This is a genomic window from Hypnocyclicus thermotrophus, from assembly GCF_004365575.1.
Taxonomy (GTDB): Bacteria; Fusobacteriota; Fusobacteriia; order Fusobacteriales; family Fusobacteriaceae; genus Hypnocyclicus; species Hypnocyclicus thermotrophus.
In genome coordinates this window covers 83,716-105,673 of the sequence record NZ_SOBG01000003.1, presented here as the reverse complement: position 1 = coordinate 105,673, position 21,958 = coordinate 83,716, and the positions used below count along the sequence as shown (strand labels likewise).

Sequence of the window (21,958 nt, the reverse complement as noted above, 5' to 3'; positions counted from 1 at the left end):
AAAGACGTTAAGGAGATAAAAATGTCTTATACAAATATAGTAAAAGAAGAAGTATTTTTAAAAGAAATAGAGATAGAAAAAGAAAAACATTATGAATTATTAGCAATTTTAAAATGTAAAAATGCTATTTTAAATAATAAAATTTTATTGAAAATTGAAAATTTAAATTTAGCTAACAGAATATATAAATTTTTAAAAGAATTTTCAAGTTTAAGGATTCATATAAAATATTCTATAACAAAATCTTTTGGCGAACATAAAGTATATATTATAGAGATACCGTATCAAAAAGGATATAATGAGTTTATTGAAAATTTAAATAAATTAGAAGATAAATTGGTTAGAAGGCTTGCAGATAAAGCTGTGATTGGTTTTACTAGAGGAGCTTTTTTAGCTACAGGATATATAAAAGAACCAAACAAAGAGTATGCTCTTGATTTTTTTATTGATTTAGAAGAAGGAGCTAAACTTTTATATAAAGTACTTAGAAATACGGGAAGAAGAGTGTTTCTTACACAAAAGAAAAATAAACATTTAGTTTATTTAAGAAATTCTGAAGATATAATGGATATTTTAGTAATGATAGGTGCTGTGAAATCATTTTTTGAATATGAAGAAATAACAATGGTAAAAGATATTAAAAATAAAACTATTCGAGAAATGAATTGGGAAGTAGCTAATGAAATGAAAACTCTTGATACGGCTCAAAAACAAATTAATATTATAAATTATATTTCTGAAAATTATGGACTAGATAACTTATCATCAGTATTAAAAGAAGCTGCAATAGTGAGATTAAATAATCCAGAAGCAAGTTTAACTGAGATTGCAAATAAAGTAGGAATATCAAAATCAGGAATTAGAAATAGATTTCGTAGATTAGAAGAGCTATATAATGAACTTATTGAGGAGAACTAAATGGAAATAATTATAGGATTAGAAAACTATAAAAAAGATTATAAAAATGTGTGTTTAGCACTTGGTACTTTTGATGGAATACATAAAGGTCACAAAAAATTAATAAAATCATCTGTAGAATGTGCAAAAAAAAATAATGGAACAGCAGTTGTAATGACTTTTAGTGAACATCCTAAAAAAGTATTTCATAATGAAAATAGAAGAATACTTATAAACAATGAAAAAGAAAAAATACATTTATTGAAAAAAATAGGGGTAGATGTACTTGTAATAGCCCATTTTACAGAAGAGTTTAAAAAGCTTACACCTTATGAATTTGTAAGTGAAATAATTTATACAAAACTAAAAGCAAAACATCTTTTTGCGGGATTTAATTATACATTTGGAGCAAAAAGAGCAGGAAAAGCAGAAGATCTTATACAAATGGCGAAAGATTTTAATATAAAAACTACTATTATAAAGCCAGTAACTATTGACAATACAATTATTAGTAGCACTTTGATTAGAGAATTGATAGAAAAAGGTGAAATGGAATTAGCTGAAAAATATTTAGGGTATCCATTTTTAATAATGGGAGAAGTAATTCACGGGAAAAAAATAGGTAGAAAAATAGGATTTCCTACGGCAAATATAAAAACATATAATAAAATATATCCACCAAATGGTATATACGGAGTAGAAGTTATTGTAGAAGGAGATAATAATATTTATGATGGATTATTAAATATAGGACATAATCCTACTGTAAACGAAAATATAGAAAATGAATATCATATAGAAGTACATATTTTGAATTTCGATAAAGAAATATATGGGAAGGAAATAATGGTAAAAGTAAAAAAATATCTACGAGAAGAAAAAAAATTTGACACAATGGAAGAATTAATAGAAGCTATAAAAAATGATATAATAATATGGGAAAATCATCTTAAGGTGAAAGAAAATGAATAATGATATAAATGTTAAAATAGAAAATTTTGAAGGTCCTTTAGACCTTCTTCTTCATTTAATAAATAAAAAAAAGCTTAATATTACGGAAATAAATATATTAGAATTAATTGAAACTTATTTAGAAATAATAGAAAAACTAGAAATAGATAATATACCTTTAAAAGCAGATTTTTTAGCGATGGCTGCAGATTTATTAGAGATAAAAGCACTTTCAGTATTAAATTATTCTTTACATAAAAAAAGAAAAGAAGAATTAAGTATAAAACTTTTAGAATATCAACAATATGTGGAATTGAGTCAACTTTTAAAAGAAAAAGAAAACGAATATAATATTTCATTTACTCGAGCTGGATTAAAAGAAATAAATGTTGAGAATAATGAAGTGGATTTGAGTGATTTAACATTGGAAAAGCTTTTTATTGCATATAAAACAGTTGTTGAAACTTCACAAAAAGAAGAATTAAAAATAGTAGTAGAAAATATTTATAGTTTAGAAGATGAAATAGAAAAATTAATAAAAAATATTGAAAATAATCAAAAAATAAATTATATTAATTTGTTTCAAAGTGCAAATGATAAAATGCATAGAGTATACTTGTTTTTAGCAATATTAGAATTATATAGATATGGTAAAATAGATATAAAAGAAGATAAATATATAGTAAAAAAGGAGAATTAATGTTTAGAACTGGAATTATTGTAATGATAATTACAATGCTTAGTAGAATACTTGGGTTAATTAGAACTATAATTATAGCTACAATTTTTGGAGCGAATTATACAACAGATGCATATTTTTCTGCTTTTAAAATAGCAAATTTATTTAGACAACTTTTAGGTGAAGGGGCTTTAGGAACGGTATTTATACCTTTATATAATGAAAAAGAGGTTAAATTTGGAGAAAAAGAAGCTAAAAATCTTATTTTTTCGGTATTAAATTTATTATTTATATTTTTAATACTTATCACAGCATTAAATTTATTTTTTTCAAAAAATATAATTAGTTTCATAGCAAATGGATATGATGAAAAAACAAAAAAATTAGCATCAATTTTACTTAAAATAATGTCTAGTTATATATTATTTATTGGTCTTAGTGGAATGATATGTGCCATACTTAATAATTTTAAAAAATTTATTATTCCGGCATCTACATCTCTTTTATTTAATATATCTATTATTATATTTGCTATTAGATATAGTAAAAATTTAGGAGTATACGCGCTTGCAACAGGTGTAACAGTAGGTGGTATACTACAGTTAGTTATTACATTACCAAGTTTTTTTAAAATAGTAAAAATATACAGTTTTAAAATAGATTTTAAAGATGAGTATTTAAAAAAAATATTTGTTTTAATTATTCCGATGTTAGCGGGAATATTTGCAAGGCAAATAAACTCCGTATTTGATGTATATTTTGCTTCATATTTAAAAAGTGGTTCAGTCTCAGCATTAGAAAATGCTACTAGAATATATAATTTACCACTAGGTGTATTTGCAATATCATTATCTACAATTATTTATCCCCATTTATCAAAATCTATCGAAAAAAAAGATCTTAATGAAGCAAAGTCATACATTGAACAGGGATTAAAAATACTTGCATTTTTTATTATACCTAGTATTTTTATTCTTACATTATATTCAAAAAATATAATATTTTTAATATTAGGATATGGAAAATATACTAATGAAGCTATTAAGTTAACGAGTGAATCGCTTTTTTATTATGTATTAGGTTTATATTTTTACTCTGCAATACATTTACTAAGTAGAGCATTTTACAGTATGAAAAATACAAAAACACCTGTAATATTTTCTATAATTTCCATTTTTATAAATATAATATTAAATTATTTATTGATAAAACAACTAAAACATATAGGACTTGCACTTTCTACATCAATATCTGCAATGATTAATTTTTTGTTATTATATTTTATTTTTAATAAAAGGTATTTTAAATTAAATTTATTTAAAATAGTTAGATTTATTTTAATAGTTAGCTTGATTGCAACAATAGCATTTATTGTATCATTGTATTTTAATAATATTTTTATAAAATTATTTTCATTTGTGACAATATATCTAATAATTTGGAGTTATCCAATAAAAAGAAAGGGAAAAAATGTATTTAAATACTAATAGTAATTATAAAGTATATACACCTCAAAAAATATCTAGAGATATGAGTGCCATATCACTAAGATATTTTTTTTCTAATTATAAAAAATTTGGGTTTCAAGATAGAAAAAAAGCTTTAAAAAACTTAAAAATTGTTGATTTATCATGTGGTTCAGGTAATTTATTAATTGATTTAATAGAATTTTTAATAAAATTGCATAAAAGATATTTTGGATATTATGATTACATAAGTACTTGGATAGAAGGTTATGATATAGATAAAGAAGCATTATCTGTATTAAGATGTAGAATAAAAAAAATACTTGATAAATATAAATTAGTAAATAAAAAAATAAAACTTTATCAAACTGATTCTCTTTTAAAAAATTTTGATAAAAAATATCATATTGTTATAGGAAATCCACCATATTTAGGCGAGAAAAATAATAAAGAAATATTTGATAAAATAAAAAAAACTGAATTTGGTAAAAAATACTATGAAGGAAGAATGGATTATCTTTATTTTTTCATAGAAAAAGGAATAGAAATATTAGAAAAGAATGGAATTTTAACGTATATTACTACTAATTATTGGTTACAAGCTGATTATGCTAAAAAATTAAGGACTTGTATAAAAGAAAATTGCAGTTTTTATTATATAAATAATATTAATAAATCTGTATTTAAAGATGCTATTGGTCAACATAATATAATATTTTCTATAACAAAAAATAATATTGAAAAAAATATAAAAATAATATCAAATAATCAAGAGTTTAAATTAAATAATAAATATTTATTTAATTATAGAAATAAAATAGTAATTGCAAAAGAAAAGGAATTGTTAAAATTAAATACTATTTTTAATAAAAAAACTTATTTTTTAGATGATATTTTATATATTAATCAAGGAATTATTAGTGGTTATGATAAAGCATTTATTTTTAAAGAATTTAATGAAAAATTTAAAAAATATTTAAGACCTTTTTATAAAAGTCCAGATATAAATATATATAATATTGATGAAAGAAATAAATATTGGATACTTTATTTAGATAATAAAATTAAGATAAATAATGAATTAGAAGAATATTTAAGACCTTTTTACGATAAATTAATTGAGCGTAGAGAAGTAAAAACTAAAAAAATAAACTGGTATGAATTGCAATGGGCTAGAGATGAAGAAATATTTAAAAAAGAAAAAATTGTTTCACGTCAAAGATGTAAATTAAATATGTTTGCTTATACTAAAAAAGATTTTTATGGAAGTGCAGATATATATTATTTAACAAAAAAAGAGAGTAGTATTAATCTTTTTTATATACTTGGATACTTAAACTCATCTACATTTTATAAATGGTTTTATTATAATGGAAAAAGAAAAGGAAAAAATTTGGAACTCTATGCGACACCATTAAAAGAAACACCAATTTATTATCCTAATGATGATGAAAAGGTAAAATATATAGAAAAATTAGTAAGAAAACAAATAAAATCGTATAGTGATGAAATTCAAGAAAAAATAGATAAATTTTTTGAAGGAGAAATTTAATGAAAATAAAAGTAGAAAATATTAAAATTCCTGTAAATATAAATCAAAAAAAAGGAATATATGAGTATTTAAAAAAAAATGGAATAAATAAAAATTGTATAAATAAAATAGAATATAAAAAACGTTCGATTGATAGTAGAAATAAAAATAGTATTTTTTTATTATATAATGTAGAAATTGAACTAAATAAAAAGATAAATACAAAATTTGAAGAAGTAAAAGAAAAGAAATTAAAAAAAATAAAATCAAAAAATATAGAAGGAATAATAGCGATAATAGGAACAGGGCCTGCAGGTTTATTTGCTGCATATAGACTTTGTAAATTAGGCTATAAACCTATTATTTTTGAAAGAGGGAAAAAAATAGATGAAAGAGATAGAGATATAGAGTTATTTATAAAAGAAAATGAGCTTAATTCGAATTCGAATATACAATTTGGAGAAGGTGGAGCAGGAACGTATTCCGATGGTAAATTAACAACAAGAGTAAAGAGTATATATAAAGATGAAATATTTAAAACGTTAGTAGAATGTGGTGCTCAAAAAGAGATTTTATTTGATTATAAGCCACATATAGGTACAGATGTATTAAAAGTAGTAGTTACTAATTTAAGAAAAAAAATAGAATCTATGGGTGGAGAATTTTATTTTAATTCTATTTTAACAGACATAAAAATAAAAAATAAAAAAATATCACAAATAGAAATAAATAAAAATGAATTAATAGATATTGATTATTTATTTTTAGCAATAGGGCATAGTTCTAGAGATACATATTATATGTTAAATAAAAATAATGTGTTTTTAGAAAATAAAGATTTTGCAGTAGGAGCGAGAATTGAAAGTCCTAGATATGATATTGATAGAATGCAACATGGAAAATTTTATAATAGTGAAATATTGGGAAGTGCAACGTATAATTTTACTTATAATAACCAAAATGAAAAGAGAGGTGTATTTTCATTTTGTATGTGTCCAGGTGGTGAAATAGTTAATGCTGCTTCTGAAAAAAATACATCACTTGTTAATGGAATGAGTTATAGTCAAAGAGATGGAAAATTTTCTAATTCCGCTATTGTTGTAGCAATTCGAGAAAATGATTATGGAAATAAATTATTTGACGGTATGAAGCTTCAAGAAAAACTTGAAAAACAAACATATGAAATAATATCTACTTATGGAGCTTTATATCAAAGTGTAAATGATTTCTTAAAAAATAATAAAACCAAACAAGAAATAGAATCAAGTTATAAAATGAACTTATATTCATATAATTTAAATAATTTTTTTCCAGAAGTTATCAATAGAAATATGATAAATGCATTGAAATATTGGCAGAAAAAAATGCCACTTTTTACAAAAAATGCTAATCTAATTGCACCAGAAACTAGGACATCAGCACCTATAAGAATTACAAGAGATAAAACAGGAAAATCAATTAATATAGAGAATCTTTTTCCTATTGGTGAAGGAGCAGGATATGCTGGTGGAATTATAAGTGCTGCAATTGATGGAATGAAAGTTGTAGATATGAATTTTGGAGAATTTGAATAAAATAATTTTTGAAAAGAGCCTTATATCATTAAAAATTTAAAAGAGAAATATAGAAAGAATAATCTCTATAAATATATATAATGAAATAAATATAAAATTTATTTTATTGTTTTGACAAAAGAAAATAATTATACTATAATAAATTATAAAATCATAATATTATAATATAATTATATTTTGGAGGAGAAAATGAAAAAAATAAAATCTAAAAAATTTAAAAAATCAAAAAAAGTAGCTGTAATAGACCAAAATCAATGTGACAAATCGCCATTTTGTCCAGTGAAAAGAGTATGTCCAGTAGGGGCGATAATTCCTTTAAAAAAAGGAGAACAACAGAAAAAAAGAAGTATTTTTGGATTTTTAATACCAAAAGGATATAGAGTAGATGAAGAAAAGTGCACTGGATGTGGTATATGTGTAACTTCATGTCCAATGCAAGCTGTATCAATAAAAGCCTAAGCAATTTGCTTAGGCTTTATATTCTTCTATATCTATTTCTTTTACATTTTTTATCTTATATCCAAGAAAAAGACTACCATACTCTATAAATTTATCTCTATCATCACTTACATAAAATTCTAAAGTTCTATTTACATTATTTGCTAATTGATTATTTTGTTTTAAAATATTAAAAACTTCTTCTGCAACTTCTTCGGCAGGATTTATTATATTTATATTTTTATTATAAGTATTTTGTATACTTTCCTTTAATAATGGATAATGAGTACACCCAAGTAAAATCGAATCGATTTTATCAATATAATTATCTAAGTATTTTTTTATTGATAAAATAGTAATTTTATCATCAAGCATTCCTTCTTCTACAAGAGGTACAAATAAAGGACAAGATTGTTGATAAACATTTATATTATTACTAATACTATGAATTTCTTTTTTATATACTTCACTTTTTATAGTTCCTTTAGTTCCAATAACCAATATATTTCCTTTTGATTCTCTACTAGCACATCGACTACCAGCTTTTATAACTCCAATTACAGGAATATCACTGATTGATTGAAGAGTATCAAGAGCAAAAGACGAAGCAGTATTACAAGCTATAACTATTAATTTTACATTTTTCTTTTTTAAAAAATTATATATTTCTTTACTATATTTTATAATTGTTTCTTTAGATTTTGAACCATAAGGAAGTCTAGCAGTATCACCAAAATAGATTATATTTTCATTTGATAATTTTTTTTCGATTTCTTTTAATACAGTAAGGCCTCCAAATCCAGAATCAAAAATTCCTATTGCACGGTTATCAGTATTAATCAATAATATCACCTTTTCTATGTTTTTTTAATATAAGTATCTCAATTCCTAATGCTACTGGGGCAATAAAAGCTAACATTAAAATAATGTACATTAAAACTTTATTTACTCCTAATGAAAATCTATATTTTAAATCTTTGGTATTAAAAACTTTTACTACACTATTAGTTGTATCAGCTATATAGAAATATTTATCATTTACCCAAATACTTTTTATTGATCCAAATTCTGTTTTACCAGTTCCTTTAGATCCAAATTTATATAAAAGTTTAAAATCTTTATTATAAACTGATATTTTAGATGAACCTGAATCAACAATATAAATATAATTTTTATATACAAAAATATCATTAGGAGCTATAAATGCTCTTACATCATTTCCTTTTTCATCTTGTATATTTCTTTCATATAGTCCAGATTTATCAAAAACTTTTATTTCGCCAGTATCTTTATCAGCTACTAAAAAATAATCATTAATTCTAGAAACACTACTAATATCAGAAAATGCAGTATAAAATAAACCTTTATATCCAAAATCACGTACAATTTTAAAATCAGTAGTAAGAAGTTGAATTCTATTATTACCACTATCAGCAATAGTAATATATTCATCATCTACATAAATAGAAGTAGGTTTATTAAATTCACCAAGTAATTTTCCTTTATTATATTGATGTTTTTCTAATAAATTACCATTTGTATCAATAACATAAATTTGTTCTTTAAGTGAAAGAATGTATAATTTTCCTTTATAATAGAATATATCGGATATAGTTTTTAGATCATCATAGTAATAAGACTTAATATATCTTCCTTTTTTACTGTATTTCATTATTTGATCAGCTATAGAATCAACAATAAAAATTTCACCCGAATTACTTACAGCTACGCTTTTTGGCATAACTTTACTTTTAAAAAATTGATATCTACTTTTTCCAAAGCTAATAGTAGTTATTAGAAAAAATATCGACATAAAAATATATATTTTTTTCATAGTGCACCTACTCCTTACGTTTATTTAGAGAGATATTTTTTTAAATACTTAGCAGTGTAACTTTTTTTAGATTTTATAATTTTTTCAGGTGTTCCTATTGCAATAATCTCTCCACCTTGATTTCCACCTTCAGGACCTATATCAATTATATAATCGGCAATTTTTATAACATCTAAATTATGTTCTATGATAACTACGGTATTTCCTTTTTCTACAAGTTTATTTAATACTTCTAATAATTTTTTTATATCATCAAAATGTAATCCAGTAGTGGGCTCATCTAATATATAAATTGTTTTGCCTCTAGATTTTTTTGAAAGTTCAGTGGCTAACTTTACCCTTTGTGCTTCACCACCAGAAAGAGTAGTAGCAGGTTGTCCAAGTTTAATGTATCCAAGTCCTACATCTTTTAAAACTTTTAGTTTTCTTTCTAACTTTGGAATGTTTTTAAAAAAATTATATGCTTCATCAACGCTCATATTTAATACTTCATCAATATTTTTTCCTTTATAATATACTTCAAGTGTTTCTCTATTATATCTTTTTCCTTTACATACGTCACAAGTTACATATACATCTGGTAAGAAATTCATTTCTATTTTAATAATTCCAGCCCCTTGACACGCTTCACATCGCCCACCTTTTACATTAAAAGAAAATCTTCCTTTTTTATATCCCCGAAACTGAGAGTCTTTTGTTTGGGCAAATATATCACGGATTTCATCAAAAATTTTAGTATATGTAGCAGTATTTGAACGAGGAGTTCTTCCTATAGGACTTTGGTCAATATCAATTATTTTATTTAAATGTTCTATTCCTATTATTTCTTTATACTCTAGAGGATAAAGTTTACCTTTATTTAATTTATTAAATAAAATAGGATATAATGTTTGATTAATTAAAGAAGATTTACCACTACCACTTACTCCAGTAACAAGGGTCATTACTCCTAAAGGAATTTTAACATTAATATTTTTTAAATTATTTCCTTTAGCGCCTTTTAATTCTATATATCCAAGAGGTTCCCTTCTTTTTTCTGGAACTTTTATAATGTTTTCACCTTTTAGATATTTCCCTGTTTTTGAGCTTTCATTATTCATTATTTCTTCGGGAGTACCTTTAGCTACGATATTTCCGCCATATTTACCAGCATGAGGCCCCATATCTATAATATAATCAGCTTGAAGCATAGTATCTTCATCGTGTTCTACTACAATAAGAGTATTTCCTAATTTTTTAAGTCTATTTAATGTACCTAATAGTTTATCATTATCTCTTTGATGTAATCCTATGCTAGGTTCATCAAGTACATAAATAACGCCAGTAAGTCCCGAACCTATTTGTGTTGCTAATCTAATACGTTGTGATTCACCACCGGAAAGAGTTTTTGTTTCTCGAGCAAGCATTAAATAGTCTAATCCAACATTTACTAAAAAGTTTAATCTTTCTTTTATTTCTTTTAAAATTTCTTTTGCTATTTGTTTTTGTTTTTGAGTTAATTTAATCTCTTTAAAAAACTTTAAGGATTCTCTTATACTTATAAAAGAAACGTCCATAATATTTTTATTATTTATGTGTATAGATAGAACTTCATCTTTTAATCTTTTTCCATTACATTTTTTACATACTCTTTCTATCATATACTTATTTTCAATTTCCTCTTTTATAGCTTCAGAAGTAGTTTCATAATATCTTCTTTCTATATTCTTTACTATTCCTTCAAAAGATTTCATGCCGTTATAAGAAAAATTTTCCCCAACATAATTTACTTTAAATTTTTTTTCTTTAGTTCCATAAAAAATAATATCTTTTTCTCTTTTAGTTAAATCTTTAAATGGTTTATTTAAGTCAATATTAAAAGCCAATGTCATTGAATAAAAAACATTCCATACATAACCTTTTTTACTATTTGCACCAGGAATATAAACTGCTCCTTCATTTAAAGAAAGATTTTCGTCAATTATAAGATAATCTTCATTTACCTCTAATTTTTTCCCAAGACCATTACACTCAGGACAAGCACCATAAGGAGCATTAAAAGAAAATAATCTAGGATTAATTTCAGGAAAACTTATATTGTGATCAGGACAAGTAAAGTTTTCACTAAAGAAAATATCAGTGCCATTAATATTTGCAATAACGTTACCTTCGGCTAATTCAACAGCTGTTTCAATAGCATTTGTCAATCTTTGTAAGAATTCTTTATCATCTTTTTTTAATATAATTCTATCAATAACTACTTCTATATTGTGTTTTTTATTTTTGTCAAGTTCAATACTATCTTCAAGATAAAGTATTTCATTATTTACTCTTGCACGAACATAACCTTTTTTTAATAAATTTAAAAATAAATTTTTATGAGTTCCTTTTTTATCTTTTATAATAGGAGCTAGTATTATCATTTTATCTTTTTCATTATTAGTTTCAATAATTGTATCAACTATTTCTTGAACACTTTGACCTTTAACCCCTTTTCCACATATAGGACAATGAGGTTCTCCTATATGTGCCCATAAAAGTCTCATATAGTCATATATTTCAGTAATTGTTCCTACGGTAGAACGAGGATTTTTATTAGTAGTTTTTTGTTCTATAGAAATAGCAGGGGAAAGTCCTTCGATACTATCTATATCTGGTTTTTGCATTTGTCCAATAAATTGGCGAGCATAAGCGGATAGACTTTCTACGTATCTTCTTTGTCCCTCAGAATAAATGGTATCAAAAGCTAAACTTGATTTACCACTACCACTCACTCCAGTAATTACAACAAATTGATTTTTAGGAATTTCTATATTTATATTTTTTAAGTTATGTTCTCTAGCACCTTTAATTATGATTTTATCACTCATTTTATCACCTTTCTTTTATGGTTATATTATAAACTTTTATAATATATTATACAATTATTTTTTTAGAATTTTTATCACGATTTTTTTTATTATGAATTTTTCCATTTAAAATAGGAAATAAAAAAGAAATAAAAACATAGGATGAAATCCTATGTTAAAAAATTAGAAATAACCATAAATACCGTGAACTTGAATAAGTTTCTTATGGTAGTATTCCATTTCTTCTTTATTATGAAGGATAGTCACAATGTTTCCTTTTTTATCAATTATTTCAATTATTTTATTGTTTTTACAAGCTTCTATCATTTTAGAATATATTTTATCATATTCTAAATAATTTTGATCTTTTAATATAGATTTTATGTTATCTAAAATAAACTTCATTTATTTAAGGAACTCCTTTATAACAAGATAATTACGAAGAGCTATTTCCATTCTAGCAAGTAAAACCTCTTGAACGTAAGGTTTTACAATATAATCATTTGCACCAGTTAATAATACATGTGATATAGTTTTAGCATTTGCTATAGAAGATACTGCTATTATTGGGCAATACTTATTATTTTCTCTTATTTTAAGTATCATATCTTCACCAGAACGATTTTTTAATACCATATCAATAAGATAAATATCGTATTGTTTATTAGAATTTTCTAAATCTTCAATCTCAGTATAAAAATCTATATTTTTAATATTATTTGCTTTAAATATATCTTCTAGTCTCATTATTTCAAATTTACTATCATCTAAAACAGCAATTTTTGCTTTTCGAAGTTCTTGTAAAAGTTCTGATTCACGAGTAAAAGCTAAAATATTTTCTACAATTTCATCAATAGGAGTATTTTTTAATATATAATCAACAATACCTAAATTAAAAATCTCTATTCTTTTTTGTGTAGAAGTATTTCCAGTTATAACAAAAATAGGTATATTTTTATATTTACTATCACTTAATTCATATATAAATTCTTCTATATTTTCGTCTTCGAATTCTACTGCTGTTAATATAATATTTATTTTAGGATCATACATAAGTTCATTTCTTGCTTCTGAAAGAGATGAGACACCAATATAATTTATACCCTCGCTTTCAAATTTATCTTTAAAAATTTTTCTAAAAAAATAACTAGAATCAATATGTAATATTGTATACAATTAAAATACTCCTTTCTATTAAAAAAGACTTTCTTTTTTATTATACTATATATTATTATAAAATAACAAAATTTTTTTATTAAATTAATTTATTTCTTGTTGCATTTTAAATACAGAAAGAAGTTTTAATTTTTTTGGAGTAAATGGAAGAAGTAAAAACATGATTTTTTGAGAAAATGTAATACCAGAAACTATATCTAATTTACCACGAAGCATACCGTTATATCCGTCAAGCGCTACTTTTTTAGCAGAAGCAGTTTTGTTAAATAAAATTGTTTTATCCATGCCAGAAACTTTTCCAAACCCTGTATTAGTAGCGCCTGGCATTAGATTTGTTACTGTAATATTTGTATTTTTTAATTCTTGAGAAAGTGCATTACTAAATGAAGTAACAAAAGATTTTGTTGCATAATATACAGCTTGTAAAGGTCCAGGTAAAAGACTAGCAGTAGAAGAAACATTTAGTATTTTACCACTATTTTTTTTAGTGAAATCTTGTAAAAATAAATGTGTAAGAGCAGTAAGTGCAACTATATTTACATTTATCATAGATAAATCTTTAGATAAATCCCTTTTATGAAAATATCCAATACCGCCAAATCCAGCATTATTAATTAAATATTCAATATCAATTTTTTTTTCTTTTACTTCATTATATATTTCAAAAGGTGAACTTTGGATACTTAAATCTTTTATTATTATATCTACTTTAACTTTATATTTTGATTCAATATCTTTTTTTATATTTTCTAATTTATCTTTACTTCTAGCCACAAGAACTAAATTACCACCATTTTTCGCATGAATATATGCTAATTCTTTACCAATACCACTACTTGCACCTGTAATTAAAGCTGTTTTCATTTATTACCTCCTAATATTTTTTTATTGATTTTTTATTTTTAATATTTGATTAAACTTTTTGATTACAATATCAAACATTTCTTCGTTTTGAAAATGACCATAATCTAATAAATAAAACTCTAATAAAGAGTTATTATTATTATGATTATACTTTTTTTTAAGTGTTTTATAAAGTTTTTCATTAGAGTGATAAGGCATTATTTTATCATATTTACCATTTATCATTATTAAATGGTTATTATAGTTTTTTATTATATTATCAAAAGGATTAAAATTTTCGATTATTTCAGTAGTAATTTTATCAATTTTTTTTATTATATTATTTTTATTATAATGTAATATGAATTCATCAATATTACTGCAACCTACTATTGGAGCACTAGCAAAAACAGTATATTTAGAAATATATTTAAAAATTGTCATAGCACCAAAAGAGATTCCTGTAAGAAATATTTTATTTTCATCTATATTTTCTAACTTTTTAAAATAATTAATTACTTTTTCCAAATCAACAACATTTTTTTTCAAAAGATAAAAGAACATATCATGATTATTGTCTATATTGTATTTATTTCGTTCACCATGATTTGGTGCATCATAAAGCACGGTATAATATCCATTATTTGCAAATTTTTTTCCAATATTTAATCTTTTTTCTAAATTGTTTTTACTTCCGTTATATCCATGTAAAACAACGACTAAAGGTATTTTTTTTGTAGTATTTTTATAAAAAATACTACAAGATATATCTTCAATGAAATTTTTTTTTATATTCAAATTGACACCTCCTATAAAACCATGTATTATAATTATATAGTAAAAAAATAAGATTAGCAATATAATTAGGGAGATAAATATGAATAAAAAAAAGGAGTTACAAATAAATATTATTAGTTTTTTATTAGTCATAATAATAATAACTGCTTCATATGTTATTGTAAGAGAAAAAGTATATAAAGAGATAAAAAATAAAAATGTGATTAATTTTTTAGAAATAACGAAAAGACAGGATAAAGAAATATCGCATAAACTTGAAAAAACACTTTATGCAGTAGAAATAATTTCTAAAAATAATGAATTAATAAATTATTTAAAAGAAACTAAAGAAAGAAGAGATATTTTAAGAACTGAATATAATAGTATTTTAAAAACATTATTAGAATTAGAAAAAATAGATGATGAAGTTTATCTTGTGTGGTTGGCAAATGATAGCGCAAATTTTTATATTGATAGTAATGGAACTATAAGTGATAAAAATTATGATGTGAAAAAACGTCCGTGGTATAGTTTTGCACAAACTAGTAATAAAGCTGTTTTTACCACTCCATATAAAGAGTACACTACAAAAAAAATTGGAATGACAGCAGTTAAAGCTATAAGAAAAAATGATCAAATAATTGGATATATTGGAGCAGATATATTGATAGATAGTTTTGAAAATGATTTAAAAAATTATGTGATTGGTATTCATGGATTTAATTTTTTACTATATAATAATGAAATAATATTAAAAAGCAAAAAAAATATTAATTTTAATAAAAATATAATAAACGAATTGAATAAAAAAGATTATTTAGAATATTTTATAGATGGAAATAATTTTATTTTTATTAAGCAAAAAACAAATATAGATAAATTAGATATTATTCAAGCTATGTCATTAGATGAAGTTATGCAAAGTAGTGAAATCAAAATAAAAGAAATAGGGGCTATTTTTATAACAACAACTATTTTGATTGTATTTATTTACTTGATATTAATTTTGCAATATATATTAAGTAATAAAAAAATTAAAAATGAAGCATTAACAGATTATTTAACAAAAACATTTAATAGAAAAGGTTTTTTAGAAGAAACTGCTAAAAGAATAGTAGAATATCAAAAAGAAAATACTTTTATTGCTTGTTGCACTATAGATATAGATAATTTTAAATCAGTTAATGATACGTTTGGTCATGATATAGGAGACAAAGCTTTAATTATAGTAACTAATATAATTAAAGAATTTTTAAAAAATGAAGATATTTTATCAAGATATGGAGGAGATGAATTTGTAGCCATATTTTTTGATAAGAAAAAAGAATATATAATGGATAAATTAGAAAAGATTCGTCAAAAAATTATGTCAACATATATTACAGCAGATGAAGAAATATTAAAAATAACACTTAGTATAGGAGTAGCTTTTCTTGAAAAGGATGATAATATAGAAAGATTAATAAAAAAATCTGATGAAGCCCTTTATAAAGCAAAAGAAGAGGGAAAAAATAAAATTGTAGAATATAAAAAATAAGAATAGATGCCACAATTTTTTATTTTAAAGTTGTGACGTTATTCTTATTTTTTTTAATTTATTTCATCAAGATCTGAGTCAGGTTTTGCTATATAATAATAAAAATTATTTTTAATAGCAAGTTGTTTTGCAGTATAAATATTTTTATTTATATATTCTATTACATAAATAAATTTTCCTTTAGATTGTAATTGTCTTAAAAATTTTAATCGATAATCAGTATTTTTTTTATCTTGAGGTTTATTTTTATAAAACCATAAGCTTTCTACACCAACACCATCAATGCTATTTAAAAATTTATTTTCTTTATCATATTTTAATAAATCTTCAGAATTTTGTGGAATAATTAAAAAGTTAGGATTTTTAGATTTTGTATATATGGAAATTTTTTCAATAAATTCTATCATTTTTTCAGCATTATAATTAATATTAGAATCTAAGTATTTATAAGCATCAATAACATCAAGATAGACACCATCAAAACCAATTTTTAAAATTTTATCAAGATAAATATAGATAATATTTTCCCATTCTTTATTCCAATATTCTACTTTATAATTACCTTTCCAATCTGGATTTTCATATTTTATCCAAATAGGATATTTTGTATTCCAAGAATTTTTCCAATAAAATCTATAGTCTTCGGCTTCTCCAATACTCAAATATGAGATTACTTTTATATTATGATTTTTGAGTTTATCTATCTCTGATTTTGTAAAACTATGCATATCACTACCATCTTTTGAATAGTCAATTATTACTGTTTTATAGTTACTCTTAATTATATCATCAATATTAATATTTTGATATTGTACAAGCCAGCTATTATTATCATTATTTTGTTTTATATCATTTCCAGAACAACTTATAAATATTAAGCTTATTAATAGTAGTATTATCACCTTAAAACTCCTTTTTAAAATTTAAATAAAAATAAAATTTATTATCTTCATTGATTCTCCAACTATCCCATACAGAATAAAAAGGAGTATTTCCGATTCCTAAATTAATGTCAACATTATTATTAATAACAAATTCTTTTCCAAGATTATAAATGAAGTTATAGTTATTATTAGAGATTTCAATTAAAGAATAAACATTATTATTATAAAATTGTTTATTATTAATAAAATATTTGTTTGAATCGTAGTTATAATTTAAATAAATGTAATTTTTATAATTTTCACTATAATAAGTTGTTAAACTTTTATTTAAAAAATCATTTTCAATATAAAAAATATAATCTTTTAAAGATGCTATTGTGTTTTTGTAAGCGATAAAATGAAGGAATTTATAGTTATAAATTCCTAAATTATATTTTTTATTATGTATTTCTTTAGCAAATATTATTTCATCTTTATTTCCATCATCAAATTTTGAATTATTATCTATGTCACGGAATACATTTTTATAAAAATAATTTATTAGATTTCTTGGAATATAAAAAACGCCAAAATTATTATTAAATTTATATTTCAGAGTAAAATTTTTAAAATAATATAAATTTTCTTTTGAATAGTAAGTAGCAATTTTAAAATTTTTATTAATAAAATACAGTGAATTTATAAATTCTGTATTAATATTTCCATAATCATTATTTTTGACCGAATATAAATCTCTATAAATTAAGCTATCTACTAAAAATATATCATCATATTCTTTTAGTACTGATAATTTGTTTGATTCTCCTATATTCCCAATAGAAAAGCTATTTTTATAACCAAAAATATTATTATTTTTAATGTATTCTAGATAAAATCTATTATACAAGTAATTAGAATTACTATTTAAACCTAAAAAAGTATTTGATAAAAATTTTAAATTATTTTTGTTATAGTTAAATATATTATTTAAACCTTCATCATAGTATAAATTTTTTTGAAAAGTATTATATCCGTAAAGTTTATTTACAATAGATATATTTTTTTCTTTTTTCTTTATTGAATCAACGATAATATTATTTTCTATTTTCTTATCTTTTTGAATATTTTGGGAGTTTTTAATATTATTATTAGTTTTTTTATTGTTTTGAAGTGATTCTTCGCTTAGTTTGCTATTAATAATTAAATTATTTTTTTGATTTATATCCTCTTGTATCTTACTTTTTAATGTTTTAACATCTTTTTTTGTGTTATTAAAAATTTCATTTGAATCTATATCATTATTTATTTTTGAAAAAAGGTTATTATTTTTAAAGTCAATAGATAATTCATTAGGTAAATTTTGAGATGGTTTTGTAGATAAATTATATGTATTAAAAATAATTGGATTTTTTTGAATAATTGTTTTGTTTTTATTATTTTTATTACTGTTTTTATTATTAATTATAAGAACACCACTGTTAATATTTGTAAGATTTTTTCTTTCACGCCCTAAAATAACTGAAGGTTTATTTTTTTCTAAAAATATATTTAATTTAGTAATCAAATCTTGTTTTCTTTTTTCAGCATTATCAGGATCATAATATACTATTGCAGAATAAGATATTAAAAATCCTAAAAGAATTAGTGTTATTAACGATACTTTTCTATTTGAAAAAAAAGTTTTAAATTTTAAAATGATATTGTTTATTCCATTGAAATTGAAATTGTTTTTCTTAATGACTGAAAATATTGGTTGTCTAAAAAAAGTATAATAATTTATTTCTTTTAGAGAATAAACTAATAAAATCAGGGCAATTATTAAAGTAGTAAATGTAGCAATAAAGTATCCAGCACCAAAAAAATTACTACCAAATGGTATAAAAATTAAAGTAAAAAAAGTATTAAAAAATAAAAATAAAAAAGCAATAAATAATGCTTGTTTTCGATATTCAAAATATAGCATTATTAAAATAATTATTAAAATAAATACATTACATAAAGAACCAAGTGCTGAAATTTTAAATATTTGTACTAATAATAAAGGTAAATTAAAAATGGCAACAACTTTATTTACTAGAACAATAGCAGTAATAGTAATAATAGTTTGTATTTCAAAGAGATGTATTAATTCTTTATATAATGTAGTTTTCATATCTTTTCTTGCAGACTCAATATCGTCTAAATTACCATTATGTGAAATTAACGAAAAATATTTTTTATATTTATCATAAAAACTTACTTCCATTTTTATTACAAAAAGTACATAAGATGGAATAGTAATAAAATAAGCCCAAAATATAGCAGTATCATAAAGCGGTGAAAATCTAAAAATATTTTTTATGTTAATTCCTAAAAAACTAAACCAAATTAAAATGTCATCTATCCATAATCCAAGTATATAAAAAAGTCCTATAAAAAATATTGAAGGAAATTTTGATAAATATCTAATAAAATCAAATTGTTTTCCTGATTTTTCTGAAAAGGTATTGAAAAAACTATAAACAAGTCCCATATATGTAAAAAACATGCCTATGGTATAAGCAAAAAGCATATTTGTAGAGCTTTTAAATATAACAAAATTAATTGGATATTTTAAAAATATTATTTCCAATATTATAGCTATTGTACCACCTAATATAAATGAATTTGATATAGATTTATAATTTTTTATACTACTTAAAAATACCATAATTATCCATGTAAGTGAAGTAATTACAAGTAATGAAATAGATATATATTTGTAATAATAAGGAATATCTTTATTAAGATAATATAAATAACCTGTTAAAAATGATAAAATAATTACAATTTTAGTTAATCCAATAAATGAAGCTTTTATGTTGCTATAACGTTTTATGTAAAGTTCATCTGATATGTATCTAGTAATTAACATTTGCCAAGGTGTTGTAATTATTTGAGAAAATATAAAGCTATAGACTATACTTCCCATAAATAAACTCTTTTCAACTAATTCACTAAAAAAAGAATTTGAAATAATTGAAAATATATTTAAAACTAATATAGTTATTATCCAGGGTCCAGCTGATACAAATGTAGAATAAGTATAGGCTTTTACTCTTTTAGTTAATGTATCATCTTTTCCAAACATTTTTTTTAATTCAAAACCAATCCCTGCCATATTAATTACCTATTTTCATGTATAAATCTCTATATTGTTTAATAAAAGATTCTTTTGTATAATATTTTTCAATTCTTTTTCGACCAATCTTACCCATTTTATAGAGTAACTCTCTGTTTTTATATAATTTTATAATAGCTTCACTCATTTCTTTTGGAGAAAATGGCGGGACAATTATTCCTGCCTTTCCTAATTTGTCCTGTTCATTTCCATACAATAATTCTTTACAAGCACCAACATCTGTAGAAACAAAAGGAATTTCAGAAGCAAGTCCTTCTAAAATTACAAGTGGTTGTGCTTCTGAAATAGAACTAAGTACAAGTAAATCTATTTTTTTTAAATATTCACTTACGTTAATTATTCCTGTAAATATAACTAAATTTTCTAGATCTAAAAATTTAACTAAATCTACACATTCTTTATAATATTCCAAGTTTTCTTCGTAAGGCCCCATAATATATAATTTTATATCAGTAGTTTTTAATTTGTTTATTACAATTTTAAAACTTCTAATTAATGTTTTTATATCTTTTATAGGGACAACTCTAACGACAGCACCAATATTAAATTTTTTATGTTTAATTTTTTCAATATTATATCTTTTTAAATCAACTCCATTTGGAATAACTATAGTACTTTCTTTTTTACTACCATATTTTAATTGTATTTTTTTATTGGCATTAAATAATGAAATAGTTACGTCGGCATTTTTATATGCACCAATTTAAATAAAATAAAATAAATCTATCCATAATTTTTTATATTTTTTTCGAATCCAATCAGCTTTTATAATGTCTTCTTCTCTCTCTCTTGCATAAATTCCATGTTCAGTTAATATAAATTTTTTATTATAACTTTGAGAAGCAATTAGCCCTAATAATCCAGGATAACCAGTAGACACCGCGTGATAAATATCAGCTTTTGGGAGATTATGTTGCATAACAGTTATAAAAAATAAAAACATTGATGATATTGTCCAATAAAACTCATTAAATCCTTCTTCTGGAAATTTATCTTTATAATATTCAATAATTAAATTCCAAAAGATTTTACTTTTTAAAAAATCTACACTGGTTCCTATTTTTTTCAATATTTCTAATTAAGTTAGAAAAAGTTTTCCAATTAATAGAAGGGTCAAATCGTATAAATTTTTTTAATGTAATTAATTCTTGTTTTGATAATTTTATTTTTTTTTCTTTTGGTGTAGCAGAAAATTTTTTAAAATCTTGTAAATAAAATGTATCAATAGAAATTATATTTTTAGGAATTTTATATTTATATTCAGTAAATTCTTTATCAGAAGGCATAATAGATATAATTTTAAAATTAAATTCTGGTAATTCTGAGATTAATTGATTTATCCATGAAGATACACCACCCGCAATATATGGATAGGATTCTGCTAATAAACAAATTGTTTTCATC

Annotated in this window: 20 protein-coding genes; 8 read left to right on the top strand and 12 right to left on the bottom strand. The window is 22.5% G+C overall.

The features are described from left to right. Positions 1 to 21 precede the first annotated feature (21 nt). The 7 genes from whiA (at position 22) to EV215_RS04025 (ending at position 7,557) form a co-directional block, all read left to right on the top strand. Positions 22 to 918, top strand: coding sequence for a DNA-binding protein WhiA (gene whiA, locus EV215_RS04055; protein ID WP_134112717.1), 897 nt, complete (start codon positions 22 to 24; stop codon positions 916 to 918). Further along, positions 919 to 1,869, top strand: a complete 951-nt coding sequence (locus EV215_RS04050; protein ID WP_134112716.1) for a bifunctional riboflavin kinase/FAD synthetase — start codon at positions 919 to 921, stop codon at positions 1,867 to 1,869. It begins immediately after the preceding gene. Next, positions 1,862 to 2,548: a segregation and condensation protein A gene (locus tag EV215_RS04045; RefSeq protein ID WP_134112715.1), complete on the top strand. Its 687-nt coding sequence runs from the start codon at positions 1,862 to 1,864 to the stop codon at positions 2,546 to 2,548. Before EV215_RS04050 ends, EV215_RS04045 begins: the two co-directional genes overlap by 8 nt. Then, positions 2,548 to 4,014 carry a murein biosynthesis integral membrane protein MurJ gene (gene murJ / locus EV215_RS04040; RefSeq protein ID WP_134112714.1) on the top strand — a complete coding sequence of 489 codons (1,467 nt, stop codon included), beginning with the start codon at positions 2,548 to 2,550 and terminating at the stop codon, positions 4,012 to 4,014. Before EV215_RS04045 ends, murJ begins: the two co-directional genes overlap by 1 nt. Then, the gene (locus EV215_RS04035; protein WP_134112713.1) at positions 3,998 to 5,545 is read left to right on the top strand and encodes an Eco57I restriction-modification methylase domain-containing protein; all 1,548 of its coding nucleotides are present in this window, start codon (positions 3,998 to 4,000) and stop codon (positions 5,543 to 5,545) included. The genes murJ and EV215_RS04035 overlap by 17 nt, the downstream gene beginning before the upstream one ends. Further along, positions 5,545 to 7,098, top strand: coding sequence for an NAD(P)/FAD-dependent oxidoreductase (locus EV215_RS04030; protein ID WP_134112712.1), 1,554 nt, complete (start codon positions 5,545 to 5,547; stop codon positions 7,096 to 7,098). Before EV215_RS04035 ends, EV215_RS04030 begins: the two co-directional genes overlap by 1 nt. A gap of 189 nt (positions 7,099 to 7,287) precedes the next feature. Further along, complete coding sequence (locus EV215_RS04025; RefSeq protein WP_134112711.1) at positions 7,288 to 7,557, top strand: 4Fe-4S binding protein; 270 nt, start codon at positions 7,288 to 7,290, stop codon at positions 7,555 to 7,557. Positions 7,558 to 7,566: 9 nt separating this feature from the next. Here the strand turns inward: EV215_RS04025 and murI are convergent, their stop codons facing one another. The 7 genes from murI to EV215_RS03990 form a co-directional block, all read right to left on the bottom strand. Further along, on the bottom strand, positions 7,567 to 8,379 hold the full coding sequence (gene murI, locus EV215_RS04020; RefSeq protein WP_243832390.1) for a glutamate racemase: 813 nt from the start codon (positions 8,377 to 8,379) through the stop codon (positions 7,567 to 7,569). After that, the gene (locus tag EV215_RS04015; RefSeq protein WP_134112710.1) at positions 8,372 to 9,370 is read right to left on the bottom strand and encodes an NHL repeat-containing protein; all 999 of its coding nucleotides are present in this window, start codon (positions 9,368 to 9,370) and stop codon (positions 8,372 to 8,374) included. Before EV215_RS04015 ends, murI begins: the two co-directional genes overlap by 8 nt. Positions 9,371 to 9,390: 20 nt before the next feature. Further along, positions 9,391 to 12,219 carry an excinuclease ABC subunit UvrA gene (uvrA, locus tag EV215_RS04010; RefSeq protein WP_134112709.1) on the bottom strand — a complete coding sequence of 943 codons (2,829 nt, stop codon included), beginning with the start codon at positions 12,217 to 12,219 and terminating at the stop codon, positions 9,391 to 9,393. A 162-nt stretch (positions 12,220 to 12,381) separates the two neighbouring features. After that, positions 12,382 to 12,603: a hypothetical protein gene (locus tag EV215_RS04005; RefSeq protein WP_134112708.1), complete on the bottom strand. Its 222-nt coding sequence runs from the start codon at positions 12,601 to 12,603 to the stop codon at positions 12,382 to 12,384. Continuing rightward, a complete protein-coding gene (locus EV215_RS04000; protein WP_134112707.1) occupies positions 12,604 to 13,374 on the bottom strand; it encodes a response regulator in 771 nt (256 codons plus the stop codon). Between the two features lie 84 nt (positions 13,375 to 13,458). After that, positions 13,459 to 14,238, bottom strand: coding sequence for an SDR family NAD(P)-dependent oxidoreductase (locus EV215_RS03995; RefSeq protein WP_134112706.1), 780 nt, complete (start codon positions 14,236 to 14,238; stop codon positions 13,459 to 13,461). A gap of 21 nt (positions 14,239 to 14,259) precedes the next feature. Beyond that, on the bottom strand, positions 14,260 to 15,015 hold the full coding sequence (locus tag EV215_RS03990; protein WP_166667345.1) for an alpha/beta hydrolase family protein: 756 nt from the start codon (positions 15,013 to 15,015) through the stop codon (positions 14,260 to 14,262). A 79-nt stretch (positions 15,016 to 15,094) separates the two neighbouring features. On the opposite strand from EV215_RS03990, the gene EV215_RS03985 reads away from it, so the two are divergent. Continuing rightward, entirely contained in the window at positions 15,095 to 16,531 is a 1,437-nt protein-coding gene (locus tag EV215_RS03985; protein ID WP_134112704.1) for a sensor domain-containing diguanylate cyclase, read from the top strand. Between the two features lie 53 nt (positions 16,532 to 16,584). Here the strand turns inward: EV215_RS03985 and EV215_RS03980 are convergent, their stop codons facing one another. The 5 genes from EV215_RS03980 to EV215_RS03960 are packed head-to-tail and all read right to left on the bottom strand — an operon-like array spanning position 16,585 to position 21,957. Then, positions 16,585 to 17,433, bottom strand: a complete 849-nt coding sequence (locus tag EV215_RS03980; protein ID WP_166667344.1) for an MJ1477/TM1410 family putative glycoside hydrolase — start codon at positions 17,431 to 17,433, stop codon at positions 16,585 to 16,587. 1 nt (position 17,434) lies between these two features. Further along, positions 17,435 to 20,533 carry an exopolysaccharide Pel transporter PelG gene (gene pelG / locus EV215_RS03975; protein ID WP_134112702.1) on the bottom strand — a complete coding sequence of 1,033 codons (3,099 nt, stop codon included), beginning with the start codon at positions 20,531 to 20,533 and terminating at the stop codon, positions 17,435 to 17,437. 1 nt (position 20,534) lies between these two features. After that, positions 20,535 to 21,257: a GT4 family glycosyltransferase PelF gene (gene pelF, locus EV215_RS03970; RefSeq protein WP_134112701.1), complete on the bottom strand. Its 723-nt coding sequence runs from the start codon at positions 21,255 to 21,257 to the stop codon at positions 20,535 to 20,537. Then, positions 21,258 to 21,623: a DUF3492 domain-containing protein gene (locus EV215_RS03965; RefSeq protein ID WP_166667342.1), complete on the bottom strand. Its 366-nt coding sequence runs from the start codon at positions 21,621 to 21,623 to the stop codon at positions 21,258 to 21,260. Beyond that, positions 21,583 to 21,957, bottom strand: coding sequence for a DUF3492 domain-containing protein (locus EV215_RS03960; protein ID WP_134112699.1), 375 nt, complete (start codon positions 21,955 to 21,957; stop codon positions 21,583 to 21,585). Before EV215_RS03960 ends, EV215_RS03965 begins: the two co-directional genes overlap by 41 nt. Between the last annotated feature and the right edge of the window lies 1 nt (position 21,958).

What these genes read in the sequence shown, in the direction of transcription:
- murJ (WP_134112714.1), top strand. Translation starts at nt 2,548, where the DNA reads ATGTTTAGAACTGGAATTATTGTAATGATAATTACAATGCTTAGTAGA.
- pelG (WP_134112702.1), bottom strand. Translation starts at nt 20,533, where the DNA reads ATGGCAGGGATTGGTTTTGAATTAAAAAAAATGTTTGGAAAAGATGAT.
- EV215_RS03985 (WP_134112704.1), top strand. Translation starts at nt 15,095, where the DNA reads ATGAATAAAAAAAAGGAGTTACAAATAAATATTATTAGTTTTTTATTA.
- EV215_RS04015 (WP_134112710.1), bottom strand. Translation starts at nt 9,370, where the DNA reads ATGAAAAAAATATATATTTTTATGTCGATATTTTTTCTAATAACTACT.
- uvrA (WP_134112709.1), bottom strand. Translation starts at nt 12,219, where the DNA reads ATGAGTGATAAAATCATAATTAAAGGTGCTAGAGAACATAACTTAAAA.
- EV215_RS04025 (WP_134112711.1), top strand. Translation starts at nt 7,288, where the DNA reads ATGAAAAAAATAAAATCTAAAAAATTTAAAAAATCAAAAAAAGTAGCT.
- EV215_RS04050 (WP_134112716.1), top strand. Translation starts at nt 919, where the DNA reads ATGGAAATAATTATAGGATTAGAAAACTATAAAAAAGATTATAAAAAT.
- EV215_RS03960 (WP_134112699.1), bottom strand. Translation starts at nt 21,957, where the DNA reads ATGAAAACAATTTGTTTATTAGCAGAATCCTATCCATATATTGCGGGT.
- EV215_RS04030 (WP_134112712.1), top strand. Translation starts at nt 5,545, where the DNA reads ATGAAAATAAAAGTAGAAAATATTAAAATTCCTGTAAATATAAATCAA.
- EV215_RS04035 (WP_134112713.1), top strand. Translation starts at nt 3,998, where the DNA reads ATGTATTTAAATACTAATAGTAATTATAAAGTATATACACCTCAAAAA.
- EV215_RS04005 (WP_134112708.1), bottom strand. Translation starts at nt 12,603, where the DNA reads ATGAAGTTTATTTTAGATAACATAAAATCTATATTAAAAGATCAAAAT.
- whiA (WP_134112717.1), top strand. Translation starts at nt 22, where the DNA reads ATGTCTTATACAAATATAGTAAAAGAAGAAGTATTTTTAAAAGAAATA.
- EV215_RS04045 (WP_134112715.1), top strand. Translation starts at nt 1,862, where the DNA reads ATGAATAATGATATAAATGTTAAAATAGAAAATTTTGAAGGTCCTTTA.
- EV215_RS03995 (WP_134112706.1), bottom strand. Translation starts at nt 14,238, where the DNA reads ATGAAAACAGCTTTAATTACAGGTGCAAGTAGTGGTATTGGTAAAGAA.